14 protein-coding genes are annotated in these 16,996 nt (G+C 71.4%); 7 read left to right on the plus strand and 7 right to left on the minus strand.

Going from position 1 to position 16,996, the window contains the following annotated elements; translation table 11 throughout:
• Positions 1-30: 30 nt before the first annotated feature.
• On the minus strand, positions 31-525 hold the full coding sequence (locus JGS22_RS10715; RefSeq protein ID WP_308405609.1) for a MarR family winged helix-turn-helix transcriptional regulator: 495 nt from the start codon (positions 523-525) through the stop codon (positions 31-33).
• 88 nt (positions 526-613) lie between these two features.
• Between JGS22_RS10715 and JGS22_RS10720 the strand changes: the two genes are divergently transcribed.
• Positions 614-2,854, plus strand: coding sequence for an MMPL family transporter (locus JGS22_RS10720; RefSeq protein WP_211041416.1), 2,241 nt, complete (start codon positions 614-616; stop codon positions 2,852-2,854).
• A 129-nt stretch (positions 2,855-2,983) separates the two neighbouring features.
• Here the strand turns inward: JGS22_RS10720 and JGS22_RS10725 are convergent, their stop codons facing one another.
• From JGS22_RS10725 to JGS22_RS10740, 4 genes are all read right to left on the minus strand, one after another.
• Positions 2,984-3,856, minus strand: coding sequence for a transporter substrate-binding domain-containing protein (locus tag JGS22_RS10725; RefSeq protein ID WP_211041417.1), 873 nt, complete (start codon positions 3,854-3,856; stop codon positions 2,984-2,986).
• Complete coding sequence (locus JGS22_RS10730; RefSeq protein WP_211041418.1) at positions 3,853-4,557, minus strand: hypothetical protein; 705 nt, start codon at positions 4,555-4,557, stop codon at positions 3,853-3,855. Before JGS22_RS10730 ends, JGS22_RS10725 begins: the two co-directional genes overlap by 4 nt.
• Complete coding sequence (locus JGS22_RS10735; RefSeq protein ID WP_211041419.1) at positions 4,557-4,895, minus strand: hypothetical protein; 339 nt, start codon at positions 4,893-4,895, stop codon at positions 4,557-4,559. Before JGS22_RS10735 ends, JGS22_RS10730 begins: the two co-directional genes overlap by 1 nt.
• Positions 4,896-5,319: 424 nt before the next feature.
• Positions 5,320-6,729 carry a short-chain fatty acyl-CoA regulator family protein gene (locus JGS22_RS10740; RefSeq protein WP_211041420.1) on the minus strand — a complete coding sequence of 470 codons (1,410 nt, stop codon included), beginning with the start codon at positions 6,727-6,729 and terminating at the stop codon, positions 5,320-5,322.
• 464 nt (positions 6,730-7,193) lie between these two features.
• Between JGS22_RS10740 and aceA the strand changes: the two genes are divergently transcribed.
• Positions 7,194-8,477 carry an isocitrate lyase gene (gene aceA, locus JGS22_RS10745; RefSeq protein WP_211041421.1) on the plus strand — a complete coding sequence of 428 codons (1,284 nt, stop codon included), beginning with the start codon at positions 7,194-7,196 and terminating at the stop codon, positions 8,475-8,477.
• 552 nt (positions 8,478-9,029) lie between these two features.
• A complete protein-coding gene (gene aceB / locus JGS22_RS10750; protein WP_211041422.1) occupies positions 9,030-10,634 on the plus strand; it encodes a malate synthase A in 1,605 nt (534 codons plus the stop codon).
• 292 nt (positions 10,635-10,926) lie between these two features.
• Here aceB and JGS22_RS10755 read toward each other — a convergent pair whose 3' ends face one another.
• Together JGS22_RS10755 and JGS22_RS10760 are read right to left on the minus strand one after the other, a co-directional pair.
• Positions 10,927-11,520 carry an NlpC/P60 family protein gene (locus JGS22_RS10755; RefSeq protein WP_211041423.1) on the minus strand — a complete coding sequence of 198 codons (594 nt, stop codon included), beginning with the start codon at positions 11,518-11,520 and terminating at the stop codon, positions 10,927-10,929.
• A gap of 348 nt (positions 11,521-11,868) precedes the next feature.
• Complete coding sequence (locus JGS22_RS10760) at positions 11,869-12,159, minus strand: helix-turn-helix domain-containing protein (RefSeq protein WP_211041424.1); 291 nt, start codon at positions 12,157-12,159, stop codon at positions 11,869-11,871.
• Positions 12,160-12,220: 61 nt separating this feature from the next.
• Between JGS22_RS10760 and map the strand changes: the two genes are divergently transcribed.
• The 4 genes from map to JGS22_RS10780 all read left to right on the plus strand — a co-directional run bounded on the left by map (position 12,221) and on the right by JGS22_RS10780 (position 16,926).
• Positions 12,221-12,988: a type I methionyl aminopeptidase gene (gene map, locus JGS22_RS10765; protein WP_211041425.1), complete on the plus strand. Its 768-nt coding sequence runs from the start codon at positions 12,221-12,223 to the stop codon at positions 12,986-12,988.
• 106 nt (positions 12,989-13,094) lie between these two features.
• A complete protein-coding gene (locus JGS22_RS10770; protein ID WP_211041426.1) occupies positions 13,095-13,499 on the plus strand; it encodes a TOBE domain-containing protein in 405 nt (134 codons plus the stop codon).
• Between the two features lie 253 nt (positions 13,500-13,752).
• Positions 13,753-14,547, plus strand: coding sequence for a molybdate ABC transporter substrate-binding protein (modA, locus tag JGS22_RS10775; protein ID WP_211041427.1), 795 nt, complete (start codon positions 13,753-13,755; stop codon positions 14,545-14,547).
• 321 nt (positions 14,548-14,868) lie between these two features.
• Positions 14,869-16,926 carry an ABC transporter permease gene (locus JGS22_RS10780; RefSeq protein ID WP_236073735.1) on the plus strand — a complete coding sequence of 686 codons (2,058 nt, stop codon included), beginning with the start codon at positions 14,869-14,871 and terminating at the stop codon, positions 16,924-16,926.
• The last annotated feature ends 70 nt before the right edge of the window (positions 16,927-16,996 follow it).

The raw sequence follows: 16,996 nt of genomic DNA on the forward strand, positions 1-16,996 counted from the left end.
CGCCCCCAACCGCCTGTCTGCTGCTCGCCGTCAGCGGGACTGGGCGTCGAGCTCGTCGCCCATCAGGGTCAGGAAGCGGGCGACGGTGCGCAGTTCGTCGTCGCTGAGCCGGCGCATGGCGGCTTCGGTGCTGCGGGCGAGCGGGCGGAAGGAGGAGCGGGCCAGTTCGCGCCCCCGGCCCGCGTAGTGGATGTGGACGACGCGCCGGTCGCGGGCGTCGCGGACGCGCTGGACGTGGCCCGCCTTCTCCAGCCGGTCCAGGCAGGCGGTGACGGCACCGGAGGTCAGTTGGAGGCGTTCGCGCAGGCGGCCGGGGGTGACGGCGGTGCCGGGGTCGGCGTCGAGGATCTCGATCAGCGCCTGCACATCGGTGAGGTGGAGGCCGTGTTCGTGGGCGAAGTGCTGGGCGAGACGGTTGAACTCGGCGTTCATCCGGCGCAGCAGGACGGCGTACGTCTGGAGGTCGGGGGCGGGGCCGCCGTCACCTTTCCAGGGGTCCTCGGGCTCTTCGTGTTGTTCCGGCACGGCTCCACGATATATAAACTCAATGATTGAGATGTTCAATTCTTGAGTGACCGGTTCACGCAGTGACCGGCCGACGTCTGGGGAGCACATGCCGTCCCGCACCACCCGCCGCCTCAGGTGGCTTCTCCCCTGCGTCCTGCTGGTCGTCTGGCTCGCGGTGGGCGGCGGGCTCGGCCCGTTCGCCGGGAAGCTCGGCGAGGTCTCCACCAACGACCAGTCGAACTTCCTGCCGCAGAGCGCCGAGTCCACCAGGGTCCTCCAGGAACAGCGCGAGCTGCGGCAACCGGGCAGTGACGACGCCGCACCGGCGATCGTGGTCTGGGTCGCGGACGACGACGGCGAGATCACCGACGCCCAACGCGCTGCCGCGGCAAGGGCGTTGAGCGGCCTCGGCGACGCGCGGTGGAGTGCCGGACCCGCCTCGCCGCCGGTGGTGTCCGAGGACGGCTCCGCCCTCCAGGCCGTGGTGCAGGTGCGCGCCGACCTCCCGGAGAGCGAGGAGGAGACGCAGCCGGAGCCGGTGGAGCTGATCGCGGAAGCGGCGCACAAGGTGCCCGGGACCGAGGTGTACGTGGCCGGCCCGGCCGCGACAGCCGCGGACCTCTCGGACGCCTTCGCCGGGATCGACGGACTGCTGCTGTCGGTCGCGCTCGGCGTGGTGCTGCTGATCCTGCTGCTCGTCTACCGCAGCGTGCTGCTCCCGTTCGTGGTGATCATGGGGTCGGTCTTCGCGCTGGCGCTGGCCTGTGCGGTGGTCTATCTGCTGGCCGACCGGGACGTGCTGCGGGTGGACGGCCAGGTGCAGGGCATCCTGTTCATCCTGGTCATCGGTGCGGCGACGGACTACGCGCTGCTGCTGACCGCCCGTTTCCGGGAGGAGTTGGCGGCGCCGGGGACGGACCGGTTCGGGGCGATGCGCGCGGCGCTGCGCCGCTCGGCGGGCGCGATCACCGCCTCGGCCGCGACCGTCGCGCTGGGCCTGCTGGCGCTGCTGCTCAGCGACCTCACCAACAACCGCGCGCTCGGGCCGGTCGGGGCGATCGGCATCGTCTGCTCGGTGCTGAGCGTGCTGACCTTCCTGCCCGCCGCGCTCGTACTGCTCGGCCGGGCCGCGTACTGGCCCGCCCGCCCCCGCCCCGCCGGGGAGCCGTACACGTCCGCCGCTCCCGCCGCGGACGCGGGTGCGGGCTCAGACGCAGACGCGGACGCGGGTGTGGCGAGCGGTGGCGCCCATGCGGCGCGCGGTGGCAGCGGGCGGCTGTGGGGACGAGTGGCGGCGCTGGTCGACCGCTCGCCGCGCAGGGTGTGGGTGCTCTCGCTCGCCGGCCTGGTGGCCGCCGCCGCGTTCTCGCCCATGCTCAACTCCCAGGGCGTACCGCTGAAGGAGCTCTTCGTCGGAGAGGCGAAGTCGGTCACCGCGCAGGAACGACTGAGCGAGCACTTCCCCGGCGGCGCCGGCAATCCGGCGGTGATCATCGCCGACGCCGACCACGCGGAGAACGCGGTACGGGCTGCCGACGGCGTCGAGGGCGTCGCCTCCGTACGCCCGGCGGGCGACCGCGGGCCGCAAGGTGCGGACCGGGTGCGGATCGACGCCACCCTCGCGGACGCCGCCGACAGCGACGCCGCCCGCGAGACCGTGCAACGGCTCCGCGACACCTTCGACGAGCAGGCCCCCGAGGCGAACGCCCTGGTCGGCGGGTACACCGCGCAGCAGTACGACACCCAGCAGACCGCCGCCGACGACCGCGCGCTGATCGCCCCGGTGGTGCTGCTGATCATCCTGCTCATCCTGATCGGGCTGCTCCGCTCGCTGCTGATGCCGCTGCTGCTGGTCGCCACGGTGGCGCTGAACTTCCTCGCCACCATCGGTGTCGCCGCGCTGGTCTTCGACAACCTGCTGGGCTTCTCCGGGACCGACGCCTCGGTGCCGCTCTACGGGTTCGTCTTCCTGGTCGCGCTCGGCGTGGACTACAACATCTTCCTGATGACCCGCGTCCGGGAGGAGACGCTGCGCCACGGCACCCGGCTCGGCGTCCTGCGCGGGCTGACCGCGACCGGCGGCGTGATCACCTCCGCGGGTGTGGTGCTGGCGGCGACGTTCGCGGCGCTCGGGGTGATCCCGCTGGCGTTCCTGGTGCAGATCGCGTTCATCGTCGCCTTCGGCGTGCTGCTGGACACCCTGGTCGTACGGTCGCTGCTGGTGCCCGCGCTGGTACGGGAGCTGGGCCCGCGCGCCTGGTGGCCCGGCCGCCCGGACCCGGACGTCCCGGCGGGCGACGCACCCGGCGCGCCCGGCGCGGAGGGCGGCGTCCGCACCGGGGCGTGAGGCGAACGCGGGGCGGCACCGGTGGGCCGGGCGCCGCCCCGCCGCGCGCCTACGAACCGGGGTCGGGCCGCCCGGCGCCCGGCCTGCGCGGACCGGGCCGTCAGCCCGATCGCTGTGCGGCCCGGGCCGTCAGCTGATCTTGTCCTTGCAGGAGAAGCTCTCGATCTGGGACTCGGTCGGAATGTGGTTGCTCTCCCAGTCCCTCGGTTCCGCCCGCGCGACCGCCGGTAGTTCCTCCTTGAAGTCACGGGCCCAGTCGCCGGAAGTGACGTACTCCTTGAGCCTTTCCTTGATCTTCCTGCATTCGTCGCGGTAGCCCTTCGGCAGTCCGATGCCGTAGCGCTGCTCGTCGCGGATGGTCACATCGGGTACGACTTCCAGATCTTTGTACGCCTCGCTGAATCCGTAGAGGATCAACTGGTCGGTGGAGACGGCGCGGACCCGGCCCTCCTGCAATTCCGTGAGGCACTCCGTCGCCGTGCTTCCCGGAACTCTGACCATCTTCGTCTCCTCCTGGACGATCGCGGCGGTCGAAGTGCTGCCGCTCCAGGTGCAGACTTTCTCGCCCTTCAGATCGTCGAGGTTCTTGATCTCCGATTCGTCCTTGCGCACCAGAAATCCCTGGTACGTGTTCGCGTACGGGCCGACGAAGTCGTGGTCCGCGAGGCGCTCGTTGTTGATGGAGTACGTCGCGACGACGAGTCTGATGGAGCGCTCCCCCTTCAGCTCCTCCACCCGGTCCTCCGACTTGACCGGCTTGAAGTCGGGCTTTCGGCCCAGCGCTTCGGTGGCCATCCGGCTGATCCGGATGTCGAAGCCCTCGTACGGCGCGTAGCCTCCCTTGCCGTAGCCCGTGCCCGGCTGGTCCGTCTTCACCCCGACGAAGACGCCGGCCTCCCTGGCCTCCTTGTTCCCGCCCCCGGGCGTCCCGCAGGCGGACACGGAGCCCAGGGCGAGCAGCAGGCAGCCCGCGAGGGGCAGCCGAGGTCTTCCGGGCCTCACAGCAACCACCCGCTCCGGTCGTGCAGCACCGTCTCCGTGAATCCGAGTCTCAACTCGCAGCCCTTCTTCGCCTCGACCACCGCCCTCAGTCGGAACTCCTGGCCGGTGACCTCGCGCAGGTCGAAGACGCCGGCCTGCGCGTTCCCGAGGGTGAGCGACCGGCCCTTCTGTTCCGTGCCACCGACCATCAGCGCCACGTCGACCGTGGACTCCGTCGCGCACGTACCGGCGGGGTGGTGGTCGGTCAGTTCGGCGCGCAACCGCAGGTGAGACCGGGTCTCGGGTGCGATGACGGTCACCGTCGCGACGTCCCTGCCGGTCAGCGGGGGCTTGCCGTCGATCCGCACCGAGGCGTCCACGTCCCCGTGCGAGGACAGCTGCTGATAGCTCAGCGCCGACAGCGTCATGGCGGCGACCACACCGAGGGACTGTGCGCCGACCGACCTGAGGGTCTTGGTGCCGCGCCCCAGGAGCATCCACAGGCACATCGCGCTCAGCACCGCGCATCCGGCCAGGATGGCGACGTACCAGGCGCGTTGGGAAGCCGAACCGCGTGGCAGCAGTACGACACCGAGGACCAGCCCCGCGAGCACGAGGAGCAGGGCCGCGCCCTGAATCCAGGGCTGGACCTGGTTGTAGTTGTTTGTCTGGCGGCCCGGCCCTGTGTTGGTCGCGCTGTAGTCCCCGAAGTTGTCGGGCATCAGCTGAAGGTGACGTTCTGGGTGCCGGGGCCGGTGTTCACCGCGTTCTTGTCCCCGTAGTTGTTGACCTGGGTCTGTGCGCGCACCAGGTCCTGCCGGACGGCTGCCAGGTCTTCGGCGGACAGGCCGCGCAGCAGCGGCTCCAGCACCCGCGCGTCGGGGGCGTCCGGCCGCTCGTCGTCCAGCAACTCGTCCAGCTCGGCCGGGGCGGTCCGGCCCCTGCGGGTGAGCACCGCGCGAATTCGACCGGATATCTCCGGCCAGGACATCTGGCCCACCACACCTGCGATCGCGTTCATCGCCGCGGTGGCACCTGCCACGACAAGCTCTTCCGACATCGTCAACCCCCCTGCCCCGTACGCCCGTTGATTCGATGGTACGACTCCTGTGCCAATCTCGTCCGGGGTTTATCGGAGATCACTCCACCGCCTTCGGAAACACGACAGGTCAAGGTTTCGGCGGAGCTTCGAAGGGTGGACACAGGTGGTGTCGAGACTTTCCCGAACCGTGGAATGTGTCCCGGGTCCGGGCCGGGCACGGAGGTGCCCGGTGATCGGCATTTCGCTCGGGCGGACGGTGCTGATCATGCCTTCCCGTCGATCGGTTCTCGGGCGATCATGCTTTCTGGCGATCATGCATTCCGGGTGGGGCGGGTTTTCTGGCGATCATGCTTTCCGGCAGGTGGGTCCGTTTTCCGGAAGCAGAACCGGTCGTCCGGTCCTTGTCCGCGACGTACCGGAATTCCCGCCGCCGGGTCTGCTTTCAGCGTGCCACCGGGTACGGGATGAAGGTGGTGCGGTGTTCGTCGATCTCCAGTCGGCGGCCGAGCGGTGGGACGGCTCGCTGGGGGCAGCCGAGGCGTTCGCAGACGGTGCAGCCCATGCCGATCGGCATGGCCGCGTCCCGATCCTCGAGGTCCAGGCCCTTGCTGTAGATCAGCCGATGGGCGTGGCGCAGTTCGCAGCCGAGGCCGATGGCGAAGGTCTTGCCCGGCTCGCCCCAGCCGCCGCGGTACCGGGTGACGGTGCGGGCGGTCCACAAGTAGCGCTGTCCGTCCGGCATTTCGGCCACCTGGACGTTGACCCGGTCGGGCGCGGCGAACGCCTCGTAGACGTTCCACAGCGGGCAGGTGCCGCCGGTGCGCGAGAAGTGGAAGCCGGTGGCGCTCTGCCGCTTGGACATGTTGCCGGCGCGGTCGACGCGGATGAAGGAGAACGGGACACCGCGGGCGCGCGGGCGCTGGAGGGTGCTGAGCCGGTGGCACACCGTCTCGTAGCCGATGGCGAAGTAGTCGCTCAACTGCTCGATGTCGTACCGCATTTCCTCCGCCGCCCGGTGGAACGCGCCGTAGGGCAGCACCACCGCCGCCGCGAAGTAGTTGGCGACTCCGATGCGGATGAGGGACCAGCCCGGGCTGCCCTCCTCGGCGTCCTCGGAGGCGTGGCGGCTGAACTCCTCGCCGAACTCCAGGAGTCCGAGCTGGGTGGCCATACGGAACTTCTGCTGGCCGGGCTTGAGCCTCGGCGAGAGGTGGAGTACGCGGCTCTCGGCGTCGTAGCGGTGCAGCTGCTCGTTCTCGTCGTGCAGCACGCGTACGCCGTGCCGGTCGGCGAGATGGGTGGAGAGCGCGTTGCGCACATCGCGGCGCCGTACGCCGACGCGGGTGGCCAACTCCTCGGCTGCGACGTCGAGTTCGTGCAGGTAGTTCTGCCGGCGGTAGAAGAACTCGCGCACCTCCTCGTGCGGGGTGCGGGCCGCGTCGACGCCGGCGAGGGTGCCGTCGCGGTCGTCGCCGGCGAGCCTGCCGACCTGCTCGGTCAGGGCCTGGTTGCGGCGGGTGAGGTCGAGCAGCACTTCGGCGGCGGCGGGCAGCCGGGAGGCGAGGTCGGCGAGGTCGGCGGGGGAGACCCTGCCGCCGGTGACCTCGTCGGCGAGTGACTCGCGGAGGTCGGCGACCAGCCGCGTGGTGTCCCGTTCGGAGAAGAATCCAGGGTCGACACCGAATGCCTCTGTGAGCCTCATCAGTACCGGAACAGTGAGCGGTCTGGTGTCGTGTTCCATCTGGTTCAGGTAGCTGGGAGAGATGCCCAGCGTCCTCGCCAGAGCAGCCTGGCTGAGTTTGCGCTCTTCGCGGAGCCGTCGCAGTCGAGCGCCCGCCCAGGTCTTCGCCATCGGTCGCCCACCTCCCCTTCGTGGAGCTGCGCCGCAGCTCAGAGACTTGCTTTGATCGATCATCGGGCATCTGCAAGGAAGGTTCGAAACCCTCTCGATGCTGTGGCCAGCTTGTTTGCTCAATCTTCGCAGAGTTGGCAAACGGCTCGGGATACTTCACAGAAATTTACCCCCTGGAAATCCTCGACAGGGGCTGGCACTCAGTGCCACATTCGTACTTGCGGCCGACCGGAGCACCACGCACCGGCCCGGCACTAGCGGGGACCGACCCCGCCCTGACGTCGGCAATCCCGGACCTCAGGGTCGGTGCTACTGCACCGGTTGATCGTGTACCGGAAGTACGGCTTCCGGTCGGTCGCGAAGCACCAGGAAGTACCAGCAGTACCAGGAAGTACCAGCAGCACAGCAAGACGCTGGGGCCGTCCCCCCGCAGGGGCGGTTGCCGAACAATCATGGGAGCGGGCATGACTGCAGGACAGAGCGAAGCGGCCAAGGCGCTGGCAGAGCGCTGGGCGACCGAGGAGCGTTGGAACGGCATCGAGCGCAGCTACAGCGCCGAAGAGGTCCTTCGGCTCTCCGGCAGCGTCCGCGAGGAGCACACCCTGGCCCGCCGCGGTGCCGAGCGTCTGTGGCGTCAGCTGCACGAGCGCGACTACGTCCACGCTCTGGGCGCCCTGACCGGTGGCCAGGCCGTGCAGCAGGTGCGGGCCGGCCTCCAGGCCATCTACCTCTCCGGCTGGCAGGTCGCCGCCGACGCCAACCAGGCCGGCGCCACCTACCCCGACCAGAGCCTCTACCCGGTGAACTCCGTTCCCCAGGTGGTCCGTCGGATCAACAACGCGCTGCTGCGCGCCGACCAGATCGCGGTCGCCGAGGGCGGCACGGACACCACCGACTGGCTCGCCCCGATCGTCGCCGACGCCGAGGCCGGCTTCGGTGGCCCGCTGAACGCCTTCGAGCTCACCAAGGCCATGATCGCCTCCGGTGCGGCCGGCATCCACTACGAGGACCAGCTCGCCTCGGAGAAGAAGTGCGGCCACCTCGGTGGCAAGGTGCTCGTCCCGACCGGTCAGCACATCCGCACCCTGAACGCGGCCCGTCTGGCCGCCGACATCGCGGACGTCCCGACCCTGGTCATCGCCCGTACCGACGCCCTGGCCGCGAACCTGCTGACCAGCGACGTGGACGAGCGCGACCAGGAGTTCGTGACCGGCGAGCGCACCGCCGAGGGCTTCTACCGCGTCCAGCCCGGCATGGGCCCGGTCATCGCCCGCGGTCTGGCCTACGCCCCGTACTCCGACCTCATCTGGGTCGAGACCGGTACGCCGGACCTGGAGCAGGCCCGTGAGTTCGCCGAGGCGATCCACGCCAAGTACCCGGGCAAGATGCTCGCGTACAACTGCTCGCCCTCCTTCAACTGGAAGGCGTCGCTGGACGACGACCAGATCGCCAAGTTCCAGCGCGAGCTGGGTGCGATGGGCTACCGCTTCCAGTTCATCACGCTGGCCGGTTTCCACTCGCTGAACTACGGCATGTTCGACCTGGCCCGCGGCTACGCCGACGAGGGCATGACTGCCTACGTCGACCTCCAGGAGCGCGAGTTCGCCGCGCAGAAGGACGGCTTCACCGCCGTCAAGCACCAGCGTGAGGTCGGCACCGGCTACTTCGACGGGATCAGCACCGCGCTGAACCCGCAGGGCGAGACCCTGGCCCTCAAGGGCTCCACCGAGGAAGAGCAGTTCCACTAAGCCTCACCGGCTGCTGCTCCGCCTCACCACAGGCGGCGGGGTGGGCCCGGCAGCGCGCGCTGTGTGGTGTGGCGCGCGCTCGGGGCCCCCTCGCGCTCCTCGGCTGACCCCCGGTTCCGTCCTTCCTCCGGGGGTCAGCCGACAACCCGGACAGGTGCCGCCGCGCCTTTCGCAATTCGCGCGCGTCCGCCGCGGCGGCACCGAAGTCGCCGGCAGGCCGCGGGAGTCGGCGCTCCCCGCGAGCGTCCACCCCCGCGGCCCGCCACGACACCGCACAGCACCACAGCAGGACCGCACCACCGCACCACCGCACGACCCCGCTCCCGACACCCCGGGAGAAACGGAACCCGCCGACTCAGGGCGAGTACCGACCCGTTCGGGCGGGTCTCCACCGTCACGGAGACCCACCGAAGGCAGTCCCTCCCCGCAACCCCCGGAGGACTGGAAAGCCGCCAACGAAGAGGGCGAGCCATACGTTCCAGCCAGACCGGCGATCGCGGACCACCACCCGGCGAGGGGGTGGCCCACGAGCAACCAAAGGAGTGACCACCCATGGCCAGTACCGCACTGATGGACCGGACCCGAGAGATCGCCGTGGTCGGTGAGCCGGGCGACCGGTTCGACGAGATTCTCACCCCCGGCGCCCTGGACTTCATCTTCCGCCTGGACGCCGCCTTCGCGCAGCGCCGCGTCGAGCTGCTGGCCGAACGCCGCCGCCGCGCCGAGGAGTTGACCGCCGGCGCAGCCCTCGGCTTCCGCCCGGAGACCGCCGAGATCCGTGAGGCCCCGGACTGGAAGGTCGCTCCGATCGCGCCGGGTCTGGAGGACCGCCGGGTGGAGATCACCGGGCCGCCGACCCGTCGTATGACGGTCAACGCGCTCAACTCCGGTGCCCGTGTCTGGCTCGCGGACTTCGAGGACGCCACCTCGCCCACCTGGCAGAACGTCGTCGACGGCCAGCTCAACCTGCTGGACGCCATCGAGCGGCGCATCGACTTCACCGCCGACAACGGCAAGCGGTACGAGCTGTCGCGCAACCCGGCGACCATCGTCGTCCGCCCGCGCGGCTGGCACCTGAGCGAGAAGCACCTCACCATCGACGGCCGTCCGGTCTCCGCCTCGCTGGTCGACTTCGGGCTGTACTTCTACCACTGCGCCCAGCGCCAGATCGACCGCGGCAGTGGCCCGTACTTCTACCTGCCGAAGCTGGAGAACCACCTCGAAGCCCGCCTGTGGAACGACGTGTTCATCGTCGCCCAGGACCTGCTCGGCATCCCGCGGGGAACCGTCCGTGCCACCGTGCTGATCGAGACGATCACCGCCGCCTTCGAGATGGAGGAGATCCTCTACGAGCTGCGCGAGCACGCCGCCGGTCTGAACGCCGGGCGTTGGGACTACCTCTTCAGCCTCATCAAGAACTTCGCGCACCGCCCGGCGTACGTGCTGCCCGACCGCGCCAAGGTCACCATGACCTCGCCGATGATGCGCGCCTACACCGAACTGCTGGTGCGAACCTGCCACAAGCGCGGCGCGCACGCCATCGGCGGGATGGCCGCCCAGGTGCCCAGCCACGACCCGGACGCCAACGAGGCCGCGTTCGCCAAGGTCAGGCTGGACAAGGAGCGCGAGGCCGAGGACGGCTTCGACGGCTCCTGGGTCGCCCACCCCGGCCTGGTCCCGGTCTGCCGCAAGGTCTTCGACGAGGTCCTCGGCAGCCGTCCCAACCAGCTGGACCGGATGCGCTCCGACGTGCACGTCTCCGCCGAGGAACTGGTCGCCGTCCACCGCAACGCCGGCCCGCCCAGCGAGGAGGGCGTGCGCACCAACATCGCCGTCGCGCTGCGGTACTTCGACGCCTGGTTGCGCGGCAGCGGCGCCGTCGCGCTGTACGGGCTGATGGAGGACGCGGCGACCGCCGAGATCGCGCGCTGCCAGATCTGGCAGTGGCTGCGGCACGGACTGGTCAACGAGGAGACCGTGCGCAAGCACCTGCACGAGGAGGTGCTCGCCCTCGGCAAGGAGGACCCGCGCTCGCTCGGCGCGGAGGCCGCGGCGATCTTCGAGCGCACCGCCCTCGGCGAGCAGCTGCCGGCGTTCTTCACCACCGACGCCTACGCCCGCTACCTGGTGCGCAGGCCGAACCTGGTGACCGTCTGAGCGACCGGCGCCCGTGGGCCCACCCGCGCGTACCGCGTGTGCGGCGCAGGCGCGCGGTGGGTTCACCGGCGGCGTACTGGACCCGTGGCCGGTGGCCTGTCCACCGGCCCGGCCCGGGCTGAGGGGCCTGGAGGAGAAGGCGCGGTGTGCGACGAACAGCGGTCGCGCACCGCGCCTTCTGTGTGTGCCGCCGAAGCGCCGCGAACGGCCGCCCCCCGGCAGGGACGTCGGCCGGTTCAGCAGGCCCGGTCCGGCACGGGTGTTGCGTCGTCGGCCGGTTCAGCCGGCCCGGTCAGTCGCTGAGGTTCACCGGACGGTAGGGCTTGTACTCGCTGCCCGCGTCGAGCCCGTACTTCAGCGTGCGGTGGTCGGTGCCGTGGCCGCCGCGCTGCTCGAAGGCGGTGTACGCGCTGTGGGAGGAGTCCGTCCACCCCTCGAAGATCACGACGTGCCGGGTGGTGTTGGAGCCGTCGGCGTCGATCAGCAGGTCGCCGGGCTTGAGGTTGGCGAGCTTGATCGGGGTGGTGAGGTCGCGGTTGCCCGCCAGCTCCACCGTGTTCGGGCCCGACTTCCACAGGCCGAGCGTCATCGAGACGTAGCCGGAGCAGTCCTGGCGGTACCCGTCCTTCCAGACGGAGGTCTGGCTGTAGGGCACCTGGGCGCCGTTGTTGGCCGTGAGCCAGACCTTCGCGCGGCGCAGCATCTCGGCGCGGGAGACCGGTGCGGCCTGCGTCGACACCTCGTCCGCGCTCTGGGTGACGGCCGGTGGGGCGGTCGTCGAGGCGAAGGACGGAGCGACCGTGAGACCGGTCAGGGCCACGCCACCGGCGACGGCGGCGACCAGGGAGATGCGGGCTTTGCGATTCAGTCGGGAGAGCAGCGACATGGCGCCTCCAAGGAGGTGGGGGGACGAGTGCCTGTCCGACGGAAGCGGGCGTTCGCACCGGCAGCGCGGCGCCGACTCCCGTACGTCCGTACATGGTTGCCCAGGCTCCGATGGCTGGCCGATGCCTCGAACCGAACCTTCACCGGGCCGACATCTCACGTCCCCACCTCCGGCGGACGCCCTCATTCCGCGCACGGGGCGGGTGCACGGCAGTCGTCCGGCCCGCCGCGACCCGGTGACCGGCGCGCCGCCCCCGCCGGCCGGTCCGTCGCCCGTCGACCCGGTCGGCCGGTCAACCCGCCGGCCGGTCAACCCGCCCGCACGGAAGGGGCGTTCAGGCAGAGGTAATCAGGCGGCGGACACCTTCACCGGTGCCGAGTCGCCCTCCTCGTCGAGCCCTTCCGTGCTCGCCACCGCCAACTCGTCCAGCGACAGGCCGAGCACCTGTACGACGGCCGCGATGGTGAAGAAGGCCGGGGTGGGGGCGCGTCCGGTCTCGATCTTCCGCAGCGTCTCGGCGGAGACGCCGGCCGCGGCGGCGACCTCCACCATGCTGCGCTCGCCGCGCGCCTCGCGGAGCAGCGCGCCGAACTGCTCACCGCGTGCGCGCTCCCAGGGAGTCAAGGGGGTTCGTACCATGCGCGTGATACTAATACCGGTATAAGTATTGGTTCAAGGTGGGCAACAGGAGACGTGCGCGATGGTTGAGTTGAAGAACGCCGACGCTCTGGAGGCGATGCGCGAGGCGGGTCGGGTGGTGGCCCATGCGCTCGACGCGGCTCGGGAGGCGGCGGCGGTCGGGGTCGCGCTGCGCGAGTTGGACGAGGTCGCCCGAGCGGTGATCGAGGCAGCCGGCGCCACCTCGCCCTTCCTGGGGTACCGGCCCTCCTTCGCGGCCACGCCCTTCCCCGCGGTGCTCTGCGCCTCGGTCAACGACGCGGTGGTGCACGGCATCCCCGACGACTACCGGCTGTGCGACGGCGATCTGCTGAGTCTGGACTGCGGCGCCACGCTCGACGGTTGGACCGGCGACGCGGCGATCAGTTGCATCGTCGGCACTCCGCGCCCCGGTGACCGGGAACTCATCGACACCACGCAGCGGGCCCTCGACGCGGCCATCGCCGCCGCCGTCCCCGGCAACCGCATCGGGGACATCTCGCACGCCATCGACACCGTCGCCAGGCAGGCCCGCTGCGGTATGCCGGCCGACTTCGGCGGCCACGGCATCGGTCGGCAGATGCACGAGGACCCGCCGGTGCCCGGTCGCGGACGCCCCGGGCGCGGCTACCCGCTGCGGCCCGGGCTGACGATCGCCATCGAGCCGATGATGATGGCCGGCGGCCGGGACTCCTACTACGAGGACCTCGACGGCTGGACGCTGCGCACCACCGACGGCAGCCGCGCCGCGCACATCGAGCACACAGTGGCCGTCACCGAGGACGGACCGCGCATCCTCACCCTGCCCTGAGGTTCGCGAGCGGGCGTGGTGCGTTCGTACCACCGATCCGCAGATGCCATGTGGATAGCCCCAAAAGCATTGTGGATGCGTCGACGATCGCTCTATCGTGCGGCGTATGCAGAACTACACCATCGGCCAGGCGGCGCGGTTGCTCGGTGTCAGTCCCGACACCGCGCGGCGCTGGGCGGACGCGGAGCGGATGCGCACCCACCGCGACGAGTCCGGTCGGCGGCTGATCGACGGACGGGACCTGGCGGCGTTCTCCGTGGAGCTGGCCCAGCAGCTCCCCGGGCAGACCGAGGAGGGTGAGGAGCCGCACACCTCTGTGCGGAACTCCTTCCCCGGCATCGTCACGGCCGTCAAGCTCGGCGACATCGCCGCACAGGTGGAGATCCAGGCAGGGCCGCACCGCCTGGTCTCGCTCCTCACCCGGGAGGCCGTGGAGGAGCTCGGCCTGGAGGTCGGAATGCGGGCCACCGCCCGGGTGAAGTCCACCAGCGTGCACGTCGACCGCACCTGAGCGCCACACCGTTCCCGCCCCCGGCGTTCTCGCGCCCGCTGTCCCGGCCCGCCGGCAGTGCGCCGCCGTACGCGCCCGCCGGGAGTGCGCCGCCGTACGCGCCCCCCGGGAGCGAGCCGTACGGGGCCGTCGGGTGAACTGCCGTACGCCGTCCGGTCGTCGGGCCGCAGCCGTGCCCGCTCGCCGTCCGAGTCACCAGTCCCGCAGCAGCGTCGCCGTCCCGGAGCGGCCCCAACGCCGAGGAGACCTCGAGATGATCCGTACCGGTACCTCCCTTCGACGCACCGGCGTCGCCGCACTGCTGGCCGCCGCGCTGATCGCCCCGCTCGCCGCCTGCGGCGGTGACGGCGGTGACGGGGGTGACGGCGGTGACGGGGGCAAGGACGTAGAACTGACCGTGCTCGCTGCCGCCTCGCTCCAGGACGTCTTCCGGACCGCGGGCAAGCGCTACGAGAAGGAGAACCCCGGCACCCGGCTGAAGTTCTCCTTCGCCGGCTCCCAGGAGCTGGCCGCGCAGGTCAACCAGGGCGCCCCGGCCGACGTACTGGTCACCGCCGACACCAAGACCATGGACGATCTCGGCGGCGAGACCGGCAAGCCCACCGTCATCGCCGCGAACCGGCTGGTCATCGCCGTCGGCAAGGGCAATCCGGAGCAGGTCGGCGGGCTGCCGGACCTGGACGACACCGAGCTGAAGGTCGTGCTCGCCGCCCCGGAGGTGCCGGTCGGCCGCTACTCCCGCGAGGTGCTGAAGCGGCAGGGCGTCGAGGTCGAACCGGTCTCGCAGGAGGCGAACGTACGCGCGGTGCTCAGCAAGGTCGCGCTCGGCGAGGCCGACGCCGGCATCGTCTACGCCACCGACGCCGCGACCGCCACCGACCGCACCGAGGCCGTCGAGATCCCGGACCGCCAGAACGCCGTGGCCTCCTACCCCGCCGCCACACTGAACGGCTCCCGGGACAAGGACGCTTCCGACGCGTTCGTGAAATGGCTCGCTTCGGCCGACGCACGGAAGATCCTGACCGATGCGGGGTTCCAGAAGCCGTGACTGCCGGGCGGTGACTGTCGTGACGACCGATCGATGGTGGGGGTGTTTTCACCGCCCATCGCCCACCGCGCCGCCACCACCGCGCCGCCACTCCCGGGAGGCCGGCCCCGACCGGCGGCGTACCGCACCAGCAGCGAGGGGCAGACGATGAGCAGCAGACCCGCGGGCACCCGTACGACGGGCCGTCGCCTCGCCGATTCCCTTGCCGCGACGGCCCGTTGGCGCCCGCGCCGCGCCCGCCCGGACCGTACGGGAGGCGCGCCTCCTGCGGGTCGTACGCCTGCGGGTCGTACGGGAGGCGGGGCGCAGCCGGTGGTCCTGATGGTGCCCGCGCTGCTGGCGGTCGGCTTTCTGCTGCTGCCGCTCGCCGGGATCCTGGCACGCACCTCCTGGCGGGAGCTCCCGGGGCACCTCACCTCGCCGGCGGCGACCGAGGCGCTGCGGCTCTCGCTCGTGGTCTCGCTCTGGTCGCTGGCCCTCGCACTGGTGCTGGGCACACCGCTCGCCTGGCTGCTCGCCCGGGTGTCTTTCCCCGGCAAGGCGGTGGTGCGTTCGCTGGTGCTGTTGCCCATGGTGCTGCCGCCGACCGTCGGGGGTGTCGCGCTGCTGCTCGCCTTCGGGCGGCGAGGGTTGCTGGGCCCGTGGCTGGAGGACACGTTCGGGGTGACGCTCCCCTTCCACACGGCGGGGGCGGTGCTGGCGGCGACCTTCGTGGCGATGCCGTTCCTGGTGATCAGCCTGGAGGGCACCCTCGCCGGCCTCCGCCCCAGCTACGAGGAGACCGCCGCCTCGCTCGGCGCCTCACCCCTGCGGGTCTTCTGCACCGTGACGCTGCCGATGGTCGCACCCGGACTGGCCGCCGGCGCGGCGCTGACTTGGGCGCGGGCGCTCGGTGAGTTCGGCGCGACGATCACCTTCGCGGGCAATCTGCCGGGTGAGACGCAGACCCTTCCGCTCCAGGTGTACCTGCTGCTCCAGGATTCGCCGGAAGCGGCGACGAGCGTCTCGCTGCTGCTGCTCGCCATCGCGATGGCGACCCTGGTCGCCCTGCGCGGGCGCTGGACGGGCGGCGCCGCGAGCGGCCCGGGGGACGGCACGCGCGACGGTGCGGGGGACGGGCCGCACGACGGTGCGGCAGGGGGAGGCCCGGGCGGTTCGGCGGAGGACGGGCCCGACGGCGGGGCGCGTCCGGCCGCGACGGACTCGTCCGCCGATCCTCCGCGCATCGAGGCGCCCGTCGCAGATGTGCGTCAACTCTCGGACCTGAGTGCGGAGTTGACCGGCTACACCCGCTTCGTGGTGACCGCGGAGCCCGGTACCACCCTTGCCGTCGTCGGCCCCAACGGTGCGGGGAAGACGACCCTTCTGCGCGCCCTGCTCGGTCTCACCCCGCGCGCCCATGCCGTCCTCAGACTCGGCGACCGGGACGTCACCGATCTGCCGCCGCACCGCCGCGACGTCGCGTGGGTACCGCAGGACGGCGCGCTCCTCCCGCATCTGAGCGCTCTGGCAAACACCGCGTACGGGCTGCGCGCGCACGGCCACTCCCGGGCCGCCGCCCGTGCGGAGGCGCAGTGCTGGCTCGACCGGCTCGGCGTCGGCCACCTCGCACACCGCAGGCCCGCCGGCCTCTCCGGCGGGCAGGCCGGACGGGTCGCGCTGGCGCGGGCGTTGGCGTCCAGGCCGCGGCTGCTGCTGCTCGACGAACCGCTCGCCGCGCTCGACCAGACCACCCGCGCCCGGGTGCGGAACACGCTGCGCTCCCATCTCGCCGACTTCGGCGGTGTGTGCCTGATCGTCACCCATGATCCGGTGGAGGCGGTGACGCTGGCCGGGCGCGTACTCGTACTGGAGGAGGGACGGGCGGTGCAGGACGCCCCGCCGTCGGAGGTGACCCGCCACCCGCGTTCGCCGTGGGTGGCGCGGATGCTGGGGCGGAACGCCTGGCAGGGCACCGCCACCCCCGACGGGCTCCAACTACCTGCAGAAGCAGGTGAGTTCACGATCGTCGCGGCGGAGCCGCTGCCCTGTTCCGGTGCCGGTGCGCTCGCTGTGGTGGCTCCGGAGGCGGTGGCGCTGCACCGCGACCGTCCGGACGGCAGCCCGCGCAACGTCTGGCGCGGCCGGGTGCGCGAACTCACGGGCGTGGGCAGCAGGTTGAGGGTCCTCCTCGCGCTGGAGCCGACGCCCGGCCCCAAGGCGCCGGGCGCCGGCAGGGACGGCGGGGACGGCAGGGACGGCGGCGCGGGCGCGGGCGCGGGCGCGGTCGAACTGGTCGCCGAGGTCACCCCGGCCGCTGCCGCGGACCTCGGACTCGCCGACGGCGTGCTGGTCTGGGCCTCGGTGAAGGCGACCGAGGTGACCCTCGTGAGGCTGTAGCCGGGCGTGTGAACAACGCCTGTACAGGCCGGAGTTCGTGCGCCCGGAGGGTGTACGAAGGCTGCGGGCG

The sequence above is a fragment of the Streptomyces tardus genome, assembly GCF_018101125.2.
GTDB classification, from domain to species: domain Bacteria; phylum Actinomycetota; class Actinomycetes; order Streptomycetales; family Streptomycetaceae; genus Streptomyces; species Streptomyces tardus.

Coding starts and splice junctions, on each gene's coding strand:
- JGS22_RS10780 (WP_236073735.1), top strand. CDS start 14,869: ATGGTGCCCGCGCTGCTGGCGGTCGGCTTTCTGCTGCTGCCGCTCGCC.
- JGS22_RS10735 (WP_211041419.1), bottom strand. CDS start 4,895: ATGTCGGAAGAGCTTGTCGTGGCAGGTGCCACCGCGGCGATGAACGCG.
- aceB (WP_211041422.1), top strand. CDS start 9,030: ATGGCCAGTACCGCACTGATGGACCGGACCCGAGAGATCGCCGTGGTC.
- map (WP_211041425.1), top strand. CDS start 12,221: ATGGTTGAGTTGAAGAACGCCGACGCTCTGGAGGCGATGCGCGAGGCG.
- JGS22_RS10730 (WP_211041418.1), bottom strand. CDS start 4,557: ATGCCCGACAACTTCGGGGACTACAGCGCGACCAACACAGGGCCGGGC.
- JGS22_RS10720 (WP_211041416.1), top strand. CDS start 614: ATGCCGTCCCGCACCACCCGCCGCCTCAGGTGGCTTCTCCCCTGCGTC.
- JGS22_RS10770 (WP_211041426.1), top strand. CDS start 13,095: ATGCAGAACTACACCATCGGCCAGGCGGCGCGGTTGCTCGGTGTCAGT.
- JGS22_RS10755 (WP_211041423.1), bottom strand. CDS start 11,520: ATGTCGCTGCTCTCCCGACTGAATCGCAAAGCCCGCATCTCCCTGGTC.
- JGS22_RS10760 (WP_211041424.1), bottom strand. CDS start 12,159: ATGGTACGAACCCCCTTGACTCCCTGGGAGCGCGCACGCGGTGAGCAG.
- JGS22_RS10740 (WP_211041420.1), bottom strand. CDS start 6,729: ATGGCGAAGACCTGGGCGGGCGCTCGACTGCGACGGCTCCGCGAAGAG.
- aceA (WP_211041421.1), top strand. CDS start 7,194: ATGACTGCAGGACAGAGCGAAGCGGCCAAGGCGCTGGCAGAGCGCTGG.
- modA (WP_211041427.1), top strand. CDS start 13,753: ATGATCCGTACCGGTACCTCCCTTCGACGCACCGGCGTCGCCGCACTG.